Genomic DNA, 13,815 nt, shown 5'->3' with positions numbered 1-13,815 from the left:
ACGAGGGAGCCGAGGGCGTTGGCGATGAGGCCGTCGTGCGGTGAGTGCCCGGTCATCGCGCCGCCTCCACGGTGAGGTTGAGTCCGTGGAGGCGCAGTTTTCGGCGGAGCTGCTGCATCGTGCCTTCGTTGGGTCGAGAAATGAGCGCCGCCGTCATGCGTGGCGTGTAGACCGTGAGCGCGACCGCGGTGGCCAGGTCGCAAGCATCCTCGGGGATGCCGTAGAACTCGCGGGCTTGCCAGCGGGCGGCCTCGTAGCGGCCTTCATAAGCCTCGAGGGCGAGTCCACGGGCGAACGAGACGAGGAGGTCGAGGTCAACGCCGTCGAAGGTGTGCAAAACGTCCTCCTGTCGGATGAGCACGGCGAAGCGCTCGCGGCGTTCATCGACGGCGAGGGCGACCGGGCCTCGAGGTCGGGTCAGGGAGGAGTGCGGCATGAGCGGGCCTTTCGAGGGGACTAGGAGGGCGGGGCCGCCCGTTGCCGTGTGGGCGCGGGGCAGCCCCGTATGGTGACGCCAGGGGCGTTGAGGGTTACGCCGCCGCGGTATCGATGCGGACGACGCCGCCGTGCTCGACGAGGTCGACGGTGCCGTTCTCGCGATCGACGGGAAGCGGCATCGCGGCGACCTTGACGAAGCTCGAGACGAGCGAGCGGTCGGCTGCGACGTTGCTGTCGTAATCGTTGATCACTCGGACGGCGAAGCTCACGCCGCGCTTGTCGTCAAAGACGGGCGTGGTGATGCTCGCGCCGTAAGCGGCGCCCTGCGGCACCTTGGGCGCGCGAGCCACGAGCGCGAAGGCCTCGGGGATGAAGACGGCGATCGCGCTGTCAGCGAGGCGGGTCGATTCGATCACCTCGACACCGCGAACGGTCTTGCCGTTGGCGTCGAAGCCCGCGCTGGCCGGCGCGTCGAGAAGGTCGGCGTAGACGCTCGCGCCGACGGCGGCGAACAGTTTCGCGGACTCCGGCACGCCGTTGGTGCGGAGGATACGCCGAGCTGCGGTGATCGCCTTGGCCGGTGCCGTCGCCGAGTAGGCGACGCTCGTGGTCTCCGGCGTCGCTGACATGGTCGCGGCGGTCAGCGCCTCGATCTTCGCGGCGATGGCGCGGGTCTGGGGTGCGAGCACCTGGCGGGCGTAGTCCTCGAGCTCGAGTGACAGATCACCCTCTGAGAGCACCGTCAGCGAGTACAGGTGATCGGTCAGCGTGACGTCGATGTACTTCTCTGCGAGCTCGTCGGCGATCAGGGCCGTCGACTTGTCGCCAATGAGCTTCGAGTGTGTCGGAATCGCCCCGGGGACGGGGATGCGGACGGTTGCGCCCGTGCCCTCTGCGAAGTCGGCGGCGGCGTTGGTGCTGATCAGCTTGGCGAGGTTGAAGTCGGCGCCGGCCAGCTTCGCTGCGACGGTCGCAAGCTGCTGCGGGCTGTGGGTAAAGGTGTTAGCCATGATGGCTCTCCTTGAGAGTGGTGGGCGGAAAGTGCGCCTGGTGATAGATGAGGAGGGCCGCCTTGCGGTTGTTGGCATCCGACGCCTTGGCCGGGATGCCGCGCCCCAGGGTGGTCTCGCGCGCAGTGCTCGCCTTGGAGCGCGTCGCGGCGGGAGAAGTGGGCCTGGGAAGGATCGCGTGGCATCAGGCCCGCACATGGCGTGCGCAGGGCCTTACGCCGTCGCGTGCGGGCAGGGTTTGCCTGTCGTGCCCGGGGGCCAGCTAGGCCGTTGGGACGATGCGGGCGACCCGTCGGGATGGGCGCGACAGGGAGACGAATCGGGGGAGGGGCGCGCCCCGATCGTTGGTGCGTTTCAGCGTGCCGCGAGTCGTGGTCTGGGGCGCCGATACGGCCTGTCGGGTGGTCAGACGCGCGAGGGCGTAGCCGGCGCCGACCCGGACGACCTCGGTGAGCGGCTCGGCCATGACGGCATCTGGGGCGATGTGGGACGGACCCGGTGTGCGTCGAAGCGGGCGCGCAGGCCGCCGCGCTCGGATCTTCCCCGCAGAGGTGTGGGGCATCCGGCGGGAGGTCGGGAGTTGTGCGAAGGAGGGCGGCGGGTGGCGGCGCGCGTATATGAACCCCTCACCATTAGAAGTTGGTGCCCACCCCCATCTACATTGCGAGGGCGGCGATGATGCGGTCGGCTTTCGCGTTGCCGACCTCTTGCGCGAGTGCGACGTCGGCCTCGTCGAGTTCGTAGATGCGCACGGTGCGGGCGTCCGCGCGGGTGTCCCGGAGAGCATCCGCGATGCAGGTGGACCTGATGAGGCCTGCCTCGGCGCGGGCGTGTGCGGCTTGGCGATGCTGCGCCGCGTCCGAGGCCCAGATGGTGCGACCACCGCGGCCAGCTCGCACGACGCCGAAGCCCAGCTCGCCGAGGGTGAGGGCGCGGTCGGAGTCGCCAGTTGACGTGACGAGGTCGTCGTACCGCGCGACACTCAGGCGGCGCGCTTCGTAGGCGGCGCCACGGTCGGCCTCTCGGGCGGCGCGGGATTCCTCGCCATTGAGCAGGTCTGCCAGAGCGCTGCGCTCCTCGGGGCTGAGTCGACGCACCTCGTCCGGTCCCCGCAGCGCACCGGCGGCAAGGAGCACACGGAGCCGTTTGACCATGGCGCCCTCAACCGCGGCGGGTGGCTCAGTAACGGCAGCCACGGCTGTAGCGTCTCGAGGCCCGTGCGGAAGAGGCGGGCGCCCCAAGGAGGGCGTCCGCGGAGTTGCCGAACACATCGCCGAGCTCGGTGGAGCAGCCGACGAAAGGAAGGTGGGGGGCATGATTGGCTCACTTTCTGGCAGGGCGTCACAGTATTGGCTCCGACAGAAGAGGAGACCGCCTGAGCGGCAGATCCTGCCCAAGAAGTTTGCCTTGTGTGGCACAGGGGCCACCAAGGGCCGTGATGACTCCCGCGAGTTGACGAGATGCCACGAAGCCGCTGGGGCTCAGCGGCCTTCGCAGAGCAAGGGTGACGAAGTGACGAAGAAACCGTCACTTTCTATTCCCCCCTTGAGAGAGAGCTCGCTTAAGGAAGGAATAGAGAGTGACGGTTTAACCGTCACTTCGTCACGGCCTATGACCGCTGTCGGGCCCGCCGGCCTCTCCCGGCGGACATTGACGGCGTGTCACGCAATGGCCGCCTCGAGAGCGCCTACGCCCCCCACGTCCCCGGAGTCGATCAGAGCGAGCGCCTTGCGGATGTGGGCTCGCTGCGTCTGGGTCGTTGACGATGAGTCGAGTGCCCAGGAGGCGCGATCAGTCAGTCCGCGCACGTACATGGAAAGTGCGATTACGTCGCCGTGCTCGTCGACGACGATGTGGCGGAAGGAGGCTAGTTCGTCCATCGTGCGTCGCAGGAGCGCGAACCCAGCGGCCTCGTCGCGCTGTGAAAGGGCTAGGCCACGCTCAAGTGCATCGGCGTAGTCTGAGCGCGTGGATGGACGCCGGAGCGCGTGCTCGGCGCGGGCGATGAGGCTCTCCGTTGTCATGCCGTGCTCACTCCCTCGTACCGTGCGTGGAAGTCCTCCTCGGACTCGCCCGCCCACTTGATGCGCATGCGCTGGCGACCGTGGAAGCGCGCGCCGGGATACGGGGCAGCGGCTACCTCCACCCGCTCGATCGCGAGTCGGAGTAGCGTTCGTGCCTCGAGGACTCCTGCTGCTTCGATGCCTGGGAGGGACAGCTCGGGATCGAGGAGCGCGCCGAGGTCGGCGTCTGGCTGAGGCAAGGCGCGGAGGTGCTCCTCCATGGCGGCGATGCGGTCCTTGAGGGCGCCCGTGATGCGAGCGTGCCGTTCCTCGTCCAGCGTTTCCCTGACGTAATAGTCGTGGTCGGCCGACGCGAGGCGAGCCCGCGCCGAGTCCAGCTGCTCAAGGTAGTCGCGCTTCGCCTGGACGGGAGCCGGGTCGAATTTGGCGAGCCAGTGATCAGCGACGGCGCCCAGAATGGGCGAGTCATGCTCGAGCGACGCTAGGCCGTAGGCCCACGCCCGCCGCACTTCGGACTCGATGAGCGCGACGCTCACATTCAGCGGTCGCTCGCAATCACTTCCGTCAGCGTGCCACTTGCGGCAACGGTACGAGTTGCCGAACGTGTTGGCGGGGCGGTGGCAGGCCGCGCACTTGATGAGGCCGCCAAGGAGTGACTTCGGCTGGCTCACGGGTCGCATGCCGCGACCATATCGACGTAGGCGTCCGTCCATGACCTCAAGGAGCCGGAGGCGCTCGGATTCGCTCACGATGGCGGGATATCCGGGGGCCATCAGCGAGACGACCTCCCCGGTGGCGGGGTCGCGCCACGCCGCCGTGCTAGTGCTCCACTTGCCGCTTGTCTCGTCTCGCCGCTTTTCGGGCATCAGGCCCGCTAGGGCGGGGGAGCGGAGCGCTGCAGAGAGGGTCGAGGGTCGCCACTCGCTGCCGCTGCGCCGCGTAGGGATACCCCGGCTGTTCCAGTCCCGGCATACGGCGAGAAGCGCATCTCCAGCGAGGACGCGGTCGACAAGTTCGCGGACGAGGAGTGCCTCGCTCGCGTGCTGGCGAAGCTGACGGTTCTCGTCGACCGTGTAGCCCCAGGGGGCGGGGCCGCCGAGGTACTTGCCCTCGCGCCGGGACGATTCCTTCTTTGCTCGGACGCGGGTAGAGGTGTTCGCCGACTCGGCGCGCGCAAGCTCGGACATAAGCATGATGAGCATGCGGCTGTTAGATGCCGCTGAGTCGAGCGGATCCTTGAGGAAGAACAGACGCCCGCCGACGGCGTCGACTGCGTCGAGCACGGTTCCCACCTGCCCCGCGCCGCGACGGCTCAGTCGGTCCAGTTTCCACACGGCGAGCGTCCCGACCTCGCCCGACGCGACGGCCGCCACGGCGGCATCGAAGTCAGGACGCTTGACCCCCTGTTTGTAGCCAGAGCGACCGGCGTCGCGCCATACGCGGCGGACAGCGAGGCCTTCGCGTTGCGCCCATTCGCGGAGATCGGCCTCCTGGCGCTCGAGGGAGTCTTTGCCCTCTTTATCGATGGATAGGCGGACGTACAGGTCGACTAGATCGGCGGGGGATGCTCCTGTTGTTACCACTTATCGGTCCTCTCGAGAGATTGTTTCTAGAGAGGAGAACGCCTGGAGCAACCTCGTTGCCCAAAACACTTCTCCGAGGAGCTGTGGATCAACGCGCCGGACCGCATCTTCGTGGCCCGGGAAGGCGTGTCCGAGCGCGTGCCCCTCACCCTGACCGAGTCCGCCGTCCGCGACCTCGTCGAGCGGATGCTGCACGCCACCGGTCGCCGGGTGGATCTCAGTCAGCCCTTCGTCGACGCCTCGCTGCCCGACGGCAGCCGGCTGCACGTGGTGATCCCCGACATCACGCGGCGGCACTGGGCGGTGAACGTCCGGAAGTTCCTGCCCGCGTACCGCGACCTGGATCGGCTGGTGTCGGCCGGGTCGCTCCCTGTTCCCGCGGCGGAGCTGCTGGCCGAGGCGATGGCCGCCGGTCGCAGCATCCTCGTCTCGGGCGCGACCCACGCCGGGAAGACCACCATGCTGGCCGCGCTCATCGCCGCGTGCCCACCCGACCACCGCATCGTGACGGTCGAGGAGACCTTCGAGCTCGCGGTCGGCGCCCCCGACATCGTCGCCCTTCAGGGCCGTCAGCCGAGTCTCGAGGGCACGGGAGAGGTGACCCTGCGCCGCCTGGTGAAAGAGGCGCTGCGCATGCGACCCGACCGCCTCGTGGTCGGCGAGGTGCGCGATGCGGAGGCGCTCGATCTGCTCCTGGCGCTCAACACCGGGGTGCCGGGTGCGGCGACCATCCACGCCAATTCGGCGCGTGAAGCGCTGGGGAAGCTCGCCGCACTCCCGCTGCTGGCCGGGCGGAACATCGACGCGGGGTTCGTCGTTCCGGCCGTCGCGGCATCCGTCGACCTCGTCGTGCACTGCGAGCGCACACACACCGGAGCGCGCCGCGTCGCCGAGATCGTCGAGCCGGACGGCGTGGACGCCGGCGCGGTGACGGCACGGACGCTGTACCGGGCGGTGCGACCGTGACGATCCTGTGGGGCGCGGTCCTGGCCGCGGGGGTCCTTCTGACGGTCTCCCCGTGGCTGTGGCCGGTGCGGCAGCGTCGACCCGCGGACCAGGAGCCCGGCGCGCTCGCGCGGCTGCTGGCATCAGCCGGACTGGCGGGGGTGCGCCCGGTGGTGATCGTTGCGATCTCGCTCGGCGGGGCGGTGGTGGGTGCGGCGATCGCATGGCTGGCCACGACGGTGGCGGCGCTCGCGCTGATCACGGCGATCGCCGCGCTGGCAACGCCGTTCGCGTGGCTGCGCTCGCGGGCCTCGCGCCTGCAGCGCACGCGCAGGGCGCTGTGGCCCGACGTGTGCGACCTTCTCATCGCCTCGGTGCGTGCGGGCATGTCGCTTCCCGATGCCGTCGCCTCCCTGGCCGACTCGGCGCCGGCCGAGCTGCGTGCCCCTTTCGCCTCCTTCCGGCGGGATCTGGCAGCGTCGGGGCACTTCGATTCCAGCATCCTGACGCTCAAGGCGACGCTCGCCGATCCGGTGGCGGACAGGATCGTCGAGACCCTCCGCATGGCCCGGCAGGTGGGCGGGACCGAGCTCACGCCGGTGCTGCGCGGGCTCGGGTCGTCCGTGCGCGCGGATGCGACTCTGCGGTCCGAGGTCGAATCGCGGCAGTCGTGGATCCGGGGCGCGGCCGTGCTCGGTGTCTCGGCGCCGTGGGTGATCCTGGCGCTGCTCGCGCTCAGGCCGGAAGGCGCGCGCGCCTACTCCAGCCCGGAAGGAGTGGCCCTCGTGGTCGGTGGCGCGGCGGTGTCGCTCGTCGCGTTCCGGATCATGCTGCGCATCGGGCGGCTCCCCGAACCCCGGAGGTGGTTCGGGTGACCTGGCAGCCGTCGCTCCTGCCGGGTGTCGACGTCGCGGCGGTGTCGATCGTCCTCGGTGTGACGTTCGCGCTGGGCGTGACGCTGCTGTCGACGCTCGCGCCGCGGTGGTGGGCCCCGAGTCTCGCTCGCAGAATCGCTCCGTACATCCGCGATGTGACCGATCCGCAGGGGACGACGCTGCTTCGTCCCGGGGGGCTCGGGCCCATAGATGTGCGGGACATCGCGCGGTCGGCCCTTCGACGCGCCGGCGCCCTGCTGTCGGGCTCGGCCGTCATCGAACGCCGACTGCGCCAAGCGGGTCGTGACGATGATGTGGCGACCTTCCGCGCCCGCCAGCTCGCCTGGACGATCGTCGGCATCGGCGGCGGCGGTGCGCTCTCGGTCGTGCTCGCGGTGACGGGCTCCGCTGCTCCCGCGGTGTGGTTGCTGCCGCTGGTGGGCGGAATGACCGGCGCGATCGGATGCGACATGCTCCTCACCCATGCTGCCCGCACGCGGATCGCGCGGATCGAAGAGGAGCTCCCGACCGTGCTCGAGTTCCTCGCGCTGTGCCTGTCAGCCGGCGAAGGGATCCTCGACTCCCTCCGGCGCGTCAGCGACGTGGGCGCCGGCGAGCTCACAGCTGAGCTTCGTGGCGTCGTCGTCGCCGTGGGGACCGGCTCGCCCCTCCCGGACGCACTCACCCGTCTGGGCTCCGACGTGGATGTGCCCGCCCTCGCGCGGGCGATCGACCAGCTGGTCGCGGCGATCGACCGCGGTGCACCGCTTTCCCATGTTCTGCACAGTCAGGCCGCCGATGCTCGCGAGGCCGCGAAGCGCACCCTGATCGAGTGTGCCGGGCGGAAGGAGATCTACATGCTCGTTCCGCTGGTGTTCCTGATCCTCCCGCTCAGCGTGCTTTTCGCGGTCTTCCCCGGGATCTTCATGCTGCGGCTGGGCATCGGCTGAGGGCAGCAGCCTCGATACACGACGAAAGGAATGTCATGACCGACGAATGGATGCGGCGCCTCATCGCCCGCTGGCATGCACTCAGCGCGGACCTCGCCAAGGACGAACGAGGGGACGTGCCCGGCTGGGTGCTCATCACGCTCATGACCGCGGGGCTCGTCGTGGTGATCTGGGCGCTGGCGGGGCCCGCGCTCGCGGGCCTGTTCGAACAGGCGATCAGCCGCGTCTCGGGCCTGTGATCCCATGCGGGTCCTGCGCGCGCGAGTGCGTGCGGCGGTCGCCGATGAGCGCGGATCGAGCCCGGTCGAGTTCGTCCTCGTCGGGGTCCTCCTGACGGCTCTCACCTTCGGCGTCCTGCAGTTCGGGTTCGCCGTTTACGTCCGCAACGTCGTCCATGATGCCGCGGTGGACGGCGCCTTCCATGGCGCGCTCGCCGACGCATCCCCGAGCGAGGGCGCCGCACGGGCCCGGCAGATCATCACCCGTACGGTGGGCGCCGAGTATGCGACCGACGTCACCGCCCACCCGACCGATGCGCTCGGTTCACCGGCCGTGCAGGTGACGGTGCGCACGACCTTGCCGCTCCTCGGTCTGTTCGGCGCTCCCCGCGCTCTGGAGGTGAGCGCGCGTGCGCCGCTCGAGTCCTTCGACTGATCCTCGTCTGCCGCTGACGAGGACCGACGGGGCCGAGCTCGGGTCGGCATCGCTGGAGTTCATCCTGGGGGGAGTCCTCCTCCTCGTGCCCCTGGTCTACCTCGTGACCGCACTGGGCCTCATCCAGGGGCACGCGCTGGGCGCCGAGGCGGGCGCACGTCACATCGCCCGCACCGTTGCGACAGCCGACGGCGCCGCCGATGCGCGCGAGCGTGCCGAGCGCGTGCTCGCCTTCGTCGTCGAGGAGTACCGCCTCGACGCGGAGAGCGTGCACCTCGACTACGTGTGCAGGCCGTCAGGCGTCACGTGTCCGCAGGCGGGCGCAACGCTGGTGGTGACGCTCACCTCGCGCGTTCCGCTTCCTCTCGTCCCGCCGGTCTTCGGCTGGGAGCGATCGGCCGCGATCCCCGTCGAGGCCACAGCCGCGCAGCGCGTGTCCAGATTCTGGGGCGCGCCGTGAGCATCCCGCGCCGCGCCGGGCGCGCGGGCGGGGTCGCTGATGAGGACGGGAGCGTGCTCATCCTGACGATCGGGTACGCCATGCTCGCCCTGGCTGCGATCCTGCTGTGCGTCGACGCCACGAGCCTGTATCTGTCGCAGAAGCGGCTCGATGCCGTCGCCGATGCGGCGGCGCTCGCGGCCGCAGACGGCTTCACCCTCTCGATCGTGGGTGGCGAGCCCGTGGCGATCCTCGATGACGGGGGAGTGCGGGCCCAGGCCGCGTCGATGGTGGGCGAGATCGGAGGGGCATCCCGGCTCGTTTCGGCCGTCACCCCTGACGGCGTCTCGGCGCGGGTGACGGTCGCCGCGACCTGGCGACCGCCGATCCTCACCCTGTTCGTCCCCGAGGGCGTCGAGCTGGAGTCCACGGCCACGGGCCGTACCGCGCTGCGCTGACCCGCACCAGACACCGACCTTCGCCCCTCGTTCCGAGGTCGTCGAGTGAAACGTGTCAGATCGCGCTTGCGTGTGCGAACTCACCAGCGCTACGGTGACGGCAAGCGCTTTCCTGAGCGCCACTGGGACGTCCGCAACGGACGATGAAAGGACGACGATGTTCCGCACGCGTACTCTGGCTGCGGCCGCGCTGGCCACGGCCTCGATGATCGTGCTCGCAGGCTGCGGTTCCTCCGCCGCGCCGACGAGCGAGTTCGACCCCGACGAGGAGGTGTCGCTGGACTTCGCCTGGTGGGGCAACGACGACCGCGCGAACCGCTACAACGAGCTCATCGAGGCGTTCAACGAGGAATACCCGAACATCGAGATCAACACGACGTTCACCGATTTCCCGAGCTACTGGGAGCAGCGCCAGGTCGAGGCGGCCAGCGGCAGCCTTCCCGACGTGTTCCAGTTCTCGGACAGCTACCTGCGCCAGTACGGCGAGACGGGGAACATCCTCGACCTGAACGAGGTCTCCGACTACGTCGACTTCTCCACGTTCGACGAGGGTCTGCTCGGCACCGGCCGACTCGGCGACGCGCAGTACTCGCTGCCGACGGGATTCAGTCTGTGGGCGAACTTCGTCAACGACGACCTGCTCGCCGAGCACGGGATCGAGCTGCCCGAGGGCGGCTCTTCGTACGCCGAGTTCAACGACTGGATCGCGGCGGCGACCGACGCCACCGGCGGCGAGCCGTTCGGCGGTACCGACTACACGCAGCGCATCCAGGTGTTCGAACTGCAGTTGCGCGCGCAGGGTAAGAGCCTTTACACGGAGGAGGGTGAGCTCGGCTTCACCGAGGACGAGCTCGCGGCGTACTGGGAGTCCGGTGCCGAGCTGCGCGACGGCGCGGCCATCCCGCAGCAGGAGCTCGAGGAGATCAGCCCGATCTCCGGCTTCGGCGCCACGCTCACGGCCAGCGAGATGAGCTGGAGCAACTTCCTCGGCGGCTACCTCGCCGACTCCGGAGCGTCGTCGATCACGATCGTCGCGCCGCCCACCGACGACCCCTCTGCGAAGGACCTCTACCGCCAGGGCGGACTGCAGGTGGCGGTGTCGGCCAACACCGATCACCCCGAGGCCGCGGCGATCTTCCTCGACTTCGTCGTCAACAGCGAGGCGGCGGGCGAGATCTTCGGCACCACGCTCGGATTCCCCGCCTCCAGCAGCAAGCTGGCCGGCGCCACGCTCGAGGGCGCGGACGCGCAGGTCGCCGACTACATCGCCTCGGTCGAGGACCGCATCGGCGACACCCCGCCGCCCGCCGTGGTGGGATACGGCTCGCTCGAGCAGAAGTTCTGGGACCTCGGCAAGGAACTCGGACTCGGCACGAAGACCGTCGACGAGGCGGTTGCGGAGTTCTTCAGCGAGGCCGAGGTGATCCTCGCCGGCTGAGCCGGAAACAAGACGGCGGGCGGGGTTCCTTTCGGATCCCCGCCCGCTGTCGTTCGCGCCTCACGCGGAAGGCGCGGCATCCTCTTCGGCCTTGGCGGCTGCCACCTGGGCGTGGACCTCGGCCATATCGAGCCCCTTCACCGCCGTGATGACCTGCTCGAGCTGAGGCGCGGGCAGGGCGCCGGGCTGCGAGAAGACGAGGACGCCCTCCCGGAATGCCATCAGCGTCGGGATCGATGTGATCTGGAAGCCGGCGGCGAGCTGCTGCTGGGCTTCGGTGTCGATCTTGCCGAAGACGACGTCGTCGTGCGTCTCGGAGGCCTTGTCGAAGACGGGGCCGAAGGCGCGGCACGGTCCGCACCACTCGGCCCAGAAGTCCAGCAGGACGATGTCGCTGTCCTCGATGGTCTGGGCGATGTTGTCGATGGTGATCTCGCGGGTGCTCATGACTCCATCCTGCCCCGCCTGCGGCCGCCTGGGTTCGGGGAATCGGACCCCATCGCTCGCAGTCGGCGCAGGGCTCACCGCTGGGCGGCGCCGTCGGTCTGGGCCGCGGCGACCTAGACGCGGACCTCGGTCATGTCGAGGCCCTTCACCGCGGTGATGACCTGCTCCAGCTGTGGGGCGGCGAGTGCGCCCGGCTGTGAGAAGACGAGGACGCCTTCGCGGAACGCCATCAGTGTCGGAATCGACGTGATCCGGAAGCCCGCCGCGAGCTGCTGCTGGGCCTCGGTGTCGACCTTTCCGAACACGATGTCGTCGTGTTCGGCGGACGCCTTCTCGAAGACGGGACCGAACGCGCGGCACGGCCCACACCACGCCGCCCAGAAGTCGAGGAGGACGATGTCGCCGCTCTCGATCGTCTGCGCGATGTTGTCGATCGTGATCTCTTTCGTGCTCATGTCCAGCACTATACCCCAGGGGGTATGCTGTGGGCGAATCGAACGAAAGGTCTCACCCATGCGCATCCGGCACTCCTTCACCGCGCTCGTCACCCTGGCCCTCGTCTCCGGCGGGCTGGTTTCGTGCACCGCAAGTCCGCAGGCGACCGCGATCGAGGTGACGGAGCAGACCATCGTCGTCGACGTGCGCACCGCCGAGGAGTACTCCGCCGGGCACCTCGACGGCGCGGTGAACGTGAATCTGCAGTCCGGTCGCTTCGAATCCGAGATCGCGGAGTACGACCCCGAGGCCGAGTACGTCGTCTACTGCCGCACCGGGAGCCGATCGGCTCAGGCGGTGGCCACGATGGAGGCCGCCGGCTTCGACGACGTGACGGACGCGGGCGGCATCGACAGCGCCGCCTCGGCCACGGGGCTGCCGATCGTCACTGAATGACGACCAGCGCCGCTCGGGTCACCATCCGACCGTGTTGAACCACTCCTGCCGGCGGCGCAGCTCGTCATCCGGATGCCGGGTGTCGGCGTCGTGAGCGACCAGGCGTCCCTCTGCGGTCAACTCGACGAAGTCGTGACAGCGATCGCACATCGCGCGCCCGTGCGGCCAGGCGTCGGGCAACGCAGCGGCGGGCGAGCCCGCTTGGCCCGAGCCGGAGCAGCGAGACGCGTCGGCGCCGGCATCCGACCACATCACGCTCCGGTGACGATGCAGGCCGGGGTGCCCGAGCCGCCGGGTGCAGCGCCGGGACTGCCGCCGGCTGCGGCAGAACTGCACGATCTCGTCGCTCACGGGCGGGCCCCCGGGACGAAGCGCGGCACCCACCGCACGAACGCATACGCGCCGGCCAGGCCGATCGCGCCCATGACGCCCGAGGCCACCGACAGCGACGCCGCACCGGCGATCGCAGATACGAGCAGTGGTGAGAGCGCGCCGCCGGCGTCGGTGAGCGTGCGCCACGAGCCCAGGAACGGCGCGGGGTCGTCCCTCGGCGCCACATCGGCGCCGAGGGTCAGCAGGATGCCGCTGGACAGGCCGTTTCCGACGCCGAGCACCGCGGCGAACATCGCGAACCACATGGCGGCCTGATCGAGGTCGTGGGTGAAGGACAGGGCGATGAATCCGGCCCCCATGAGCGCCATCGCCGGCAGCGCGGCCCACAGTCGCCCGAACCGGTCCATGACCTGGCCGCTGGCGTAGAAGAGGGCGAAGTCGAGCGCGCCCGAGATCCCCACGACCAGCGCGATCGTCTGCGCGTCGAGCCCGATCGACAGTCCCCAGAGGGGGAGCACCACCTGACGTGCCGAGCGCACCGCCGACAGGCTCGCCGCCGCGACGCCGAGCCGCGCGAGGACCGAGCTATGGCGACGCATCGTGGCGAAGACGCCGGGGCGCCGCACCGTCGGCACCGAACCGGTCACGGCTTCGCCGGTGTCGGCCATCGCGGGGGAGTCGTCGGAGCCGCCGCCGCCGTCGTCCGCGACGGGCGCGAACCGCCGCTCCGGGTCGGGGCCGAGAGTCACCAGCAGGACCGTGGCGATCAGGCAGCCGCCGAAGAACCAGATCGCGCCGCGCTCATCACCGGTCGCGAACAGCAGCCCCGCGGCGACGAACGGACCGATGAACATGCCCAGTCGGAAGGTTCCCCCGAGCAGTGACAGTGCGCGCGCCCGGTAGGCGAAGGCGACCCGGGTGGTCATGAAGGAGTGGCGGGCGAGCCCGAAGGCCGCCGCGCAGAACCCGATGACGAAGACGGCGGCGGTGACGATCGCGAGCGAGTCCGCCAGCGCCATCGCGGTCACGCCGGCCAGGGACACCAGGCCCGCCACCGCCATCGTGACGCGTTCGCCGAACCGGGCGACCGCCCACCCCGCCGGCAGGTTTCCGCAGAGCTGGCCGACGACGAGCGCCGCAGCCACGAGCGCGGCGAGGGCCACGTCCGCGCCGAGCTTGTCGGCGATCACCGGGATGAGGGGGATGACCGCGCCCTCGCCGAGGGCGAAGAGCAGCGTGGGGGCGTAGACCATGGGTCCGAAACCCCACAGCACGTCCCGAGCGCGAAGAGAGCGATCGGCCACGTGCATCCACGTTACTGTGGAGTGTC

General features: G+C 69.8%; 17 protein-coding genes and 1 pseudogene. 9 read left to right on the top strand and 9 right to left on the bottom strand.

Annotation, left to right across the window (positions count from 1 at the left end):
• Positions 1–52: 52 nt before the first annotated feature.
• The 5 genes from Q9S36_RS06895 to Q9S36_RS06875 all read right to left on the bottom strand — a co-directional run bounded on the left by Q9S36_RS06895 (position 53) and on the right by Q9S36_RS06875 (position 5,055).
• Positions 53–436 (bottom strand): hypothetical protein, encoded by a 384-nt coding sequence (locus Q9S36_RS06895; RefSeq protein ID WP_311284488.1) that lies wholly within the window; start codon positions 434–436, stop codon positions 53–55.
• Between the two features lie 94 nt (positions 437–530).
• Complete coding sequence (locus Q9S36_RS06890; RefSeq protein ID WP_311284487.1) at positions 531–1,448, bottom strand: hypothetical protein; 918 nt, start codon at positions 1,446–1,448, stop codon at positions 531–533.
• A gap of 656 nt (positions 1,449–2,104) precedes the next feature.
• Complete coding sequence (locus tag Q9S36_RS06885) at positions 2,105–2,644, bottom strand: hypothetical protein (RefSeq protein ID WP_311284486.1); 540 nt, start codon at positions 2,642–2,644, stop codon at positions 2,105–2,107.
• A gap of 465 nt (positions 2,645–3,109) precedes the next feature.
• Positions 3,110–3,472 (bottom strand): hypothetical protein, encoded by a 363-nt coding sequence (locus Q9S36_RS06880; RefSeq protein ID WP_311284485.1) that lies wholly within the window; start codon positions 3,470–3,472, stop codon positions 3,110–3,112.
• Entirely contained in the window at positions 3,469–5,055 is a 1,587-nt protein-coding gene (locus tag Q9S36_RS06875) for a recombinase family protein (RefSeq protein WP_311284484.1), read from the bottom strand. Before Q9S36_RS06875 ends, Q9S36_RS06880 begins: the two co-directional genes overlap by 4 nt.
• A gap of 75 nt (positions 5,056–5,130) precedes the next feature.
• Here Q9S36_RS06875 and Q9S36_RS06870 point away from each other — a divergent pair.
• From Q9S36_RS06870 to Q9S36_RS06835, 8 genes and pseudogenes are all read left to right on the top strand, one after another.
• Positions 5,131–6,021, top strand: a pseudogene (locus Q9S36_RS06870) (CpaF family protein); the annotation flags it as partial.
• Positions 6,018–6,875: a type II secretion system F family protein gene (locus Q9S36_RS06865; RefSeq protein ID WP_311284483.1), complete on the top strand. Its 858-nt coding sequence runs from the start codon at positions 6,018–6,020 to the stop codon at positions 6,873–6,875. The pseudogene Q9S36_RS06870 and the gene Q9S36_RS06865, both read left to right, overlap by 4 nt.
• A complete protein-coding gene (locus Q9S36_RS06860) occupies positions 6,872–7,825 on the top strand; it encodes a type II secretion system F family protein (protein WP_311284482.1) in 954 nt (317 codons plus the stop codon). Before Q9S36_RS06865 ends, Q9S36_RS06860 begins: the two co-directional genes overlap by 4 nt.
• Positions 7,826–7,875: 50 nt before the next feature.
• Positions 7,876–8,064, top strand: a complete 189-nt coding sequence (locus Q9S36_RS06855) for a hypothetical protein (RefSeq protein WP_311285052.1) — start codon at positions 7,876–7,878, stop codon at positions 8,062–8,064.
• Positions 8,065–8,068: 4 nt separating this feature from the next.
• Complete coding sequence (locus Q9S36_RS06850) at positions 8,069–8,479, top strand: pilus assembly protein (protein ID WP_311284481.1); 411 nt, start codon at positions 8,069–8,071, stop codon at positions 8,477–8,479.
• Positions 8,454–8,939 carry a TadE family protein gene (locus Q9S36_RS06845; protein ID WP_311284480.1) on the top strand — a complete coding sequence of 162 codons (486 nt, stop codon included), beginning with the start codon at positions 8,454–8,456 and terminating at the stop codon, positions 8,937–8,939. Before Q9S36_RS06850 ends, Q9S36_RS06845 begins: the two co-directional genes overlap by 26 nt.
• Before the next feature lie 80 nt (positions 8,940–9,019).
• Positions 9,020–9,376, top strand: coding sequence for a pilus assembly protein TadG-related protein (locus Q9S36_RS06840; RefSeq protein ID WP_396653741.1), 357 nt, complete (start codon positions 9,020–9,022; stop codon positions 9,374–9,376).
• A gap of 157 nt (positions 9,377–9,533) precedes the next feature.
• Entirely contained in the window at positions 9,534–10,814 is a 1,281-nt protein-coding gene (locus Q9S36_RS06835) for an ABC transporter substrate-binding protein (RefSeq protein WP_311284478.1), read from the top strand.
• 60 nt (positions 10,815–10,874) lie between these two features.
• Here Q9S36_RS06835 and trxA (Q9S36_RS06830) read toward each other — a convergent pair whose 3' ends face one another.
• Positions 10,875–11,261: a thioredoxin gene (gene trxA, locus Q9S36_RS06830; protein ID WP_251450187.1), complete on the bottom strand. Its 387-nt coding sequence runs from the start codon at positions 11,259–11,261 to the stop codon at positions 10,875–10,877.
• Positions 11,262–11,374: 113 nt separating this feature from the next.
• Entirely contained in the window at positions 11,375–11,716 is a 342-nt protein-coding gene (gene trxA / locus Q9S36_RS06825; RefSeq protein ID WP_311284476.1) for a thioredoxin, read from the bottom strand.
• Positions 11,717–11,774: 58 nt separating this feature from the next.
• Here trxA (Q9S36_RS06825) and Q9S36_RS06820 point away from each other — a divergent pair, with 58 nt between their 5' ends.
• Positions 11,775–12,152 carry a rhodanese-like domain-containing protein gene (locus Q9S36_RS06820; RefSeq protein ID WP_311284475.1) on the top strand — a complete coding sequence of 126 codons (378 nt, stop codon included), beginning with the start codon at positions 11,775–11,777 and terminating at the stop codon, positions 12,150–12,152.
• An 18-nt stretch (positions 12,153–12,170) separates the two neighbouring features.
• On the opposite strand, the gene Q9S36_RS06815 is transcribed toward Q9S36_RS06820, so the two are convergent.
• Together Q9S36_RS06815 and Q9S36_RS06810 are read right to left on the bottom strand one after the other, a co-directional pair.
• On the bottom strand, positions 12,171–12,503 hold the full coding sequence (locus tag Q9S36_RS06815; RefSeq protein WP_311284474.1) for a hypothetical protein: 333 nt from the start codon (positions 12,501–12,503) through the stop codon (positions 12,171–12,173).
• Positions 12,500–13,795: an MFS transporter gene (locus Q9S36_RS06810; RefSeq protein WP_311284473.1), complete on the bottom strand. Its 1,296-nt coding sequence runs from the start codon at positions 13,793–13,795 to the stop codon at positions 12,500–12,502. The genes Q9S36_RS06815 and Q9S36_RS06810 overlap by 4 nt, the downstream gene beginning before the upstream one ends.
• Between the last annotated feature and the right edge of the window lie 20 nt (positions 13,796–13,815).

Source organism: Microbacterium sp. ARD31, from assembly GCF_031844425.1.
Note: the sequence above shows the minus strand (reverse complement) of the source record. Positions and strands in the feature narration are given on the sequence as shown.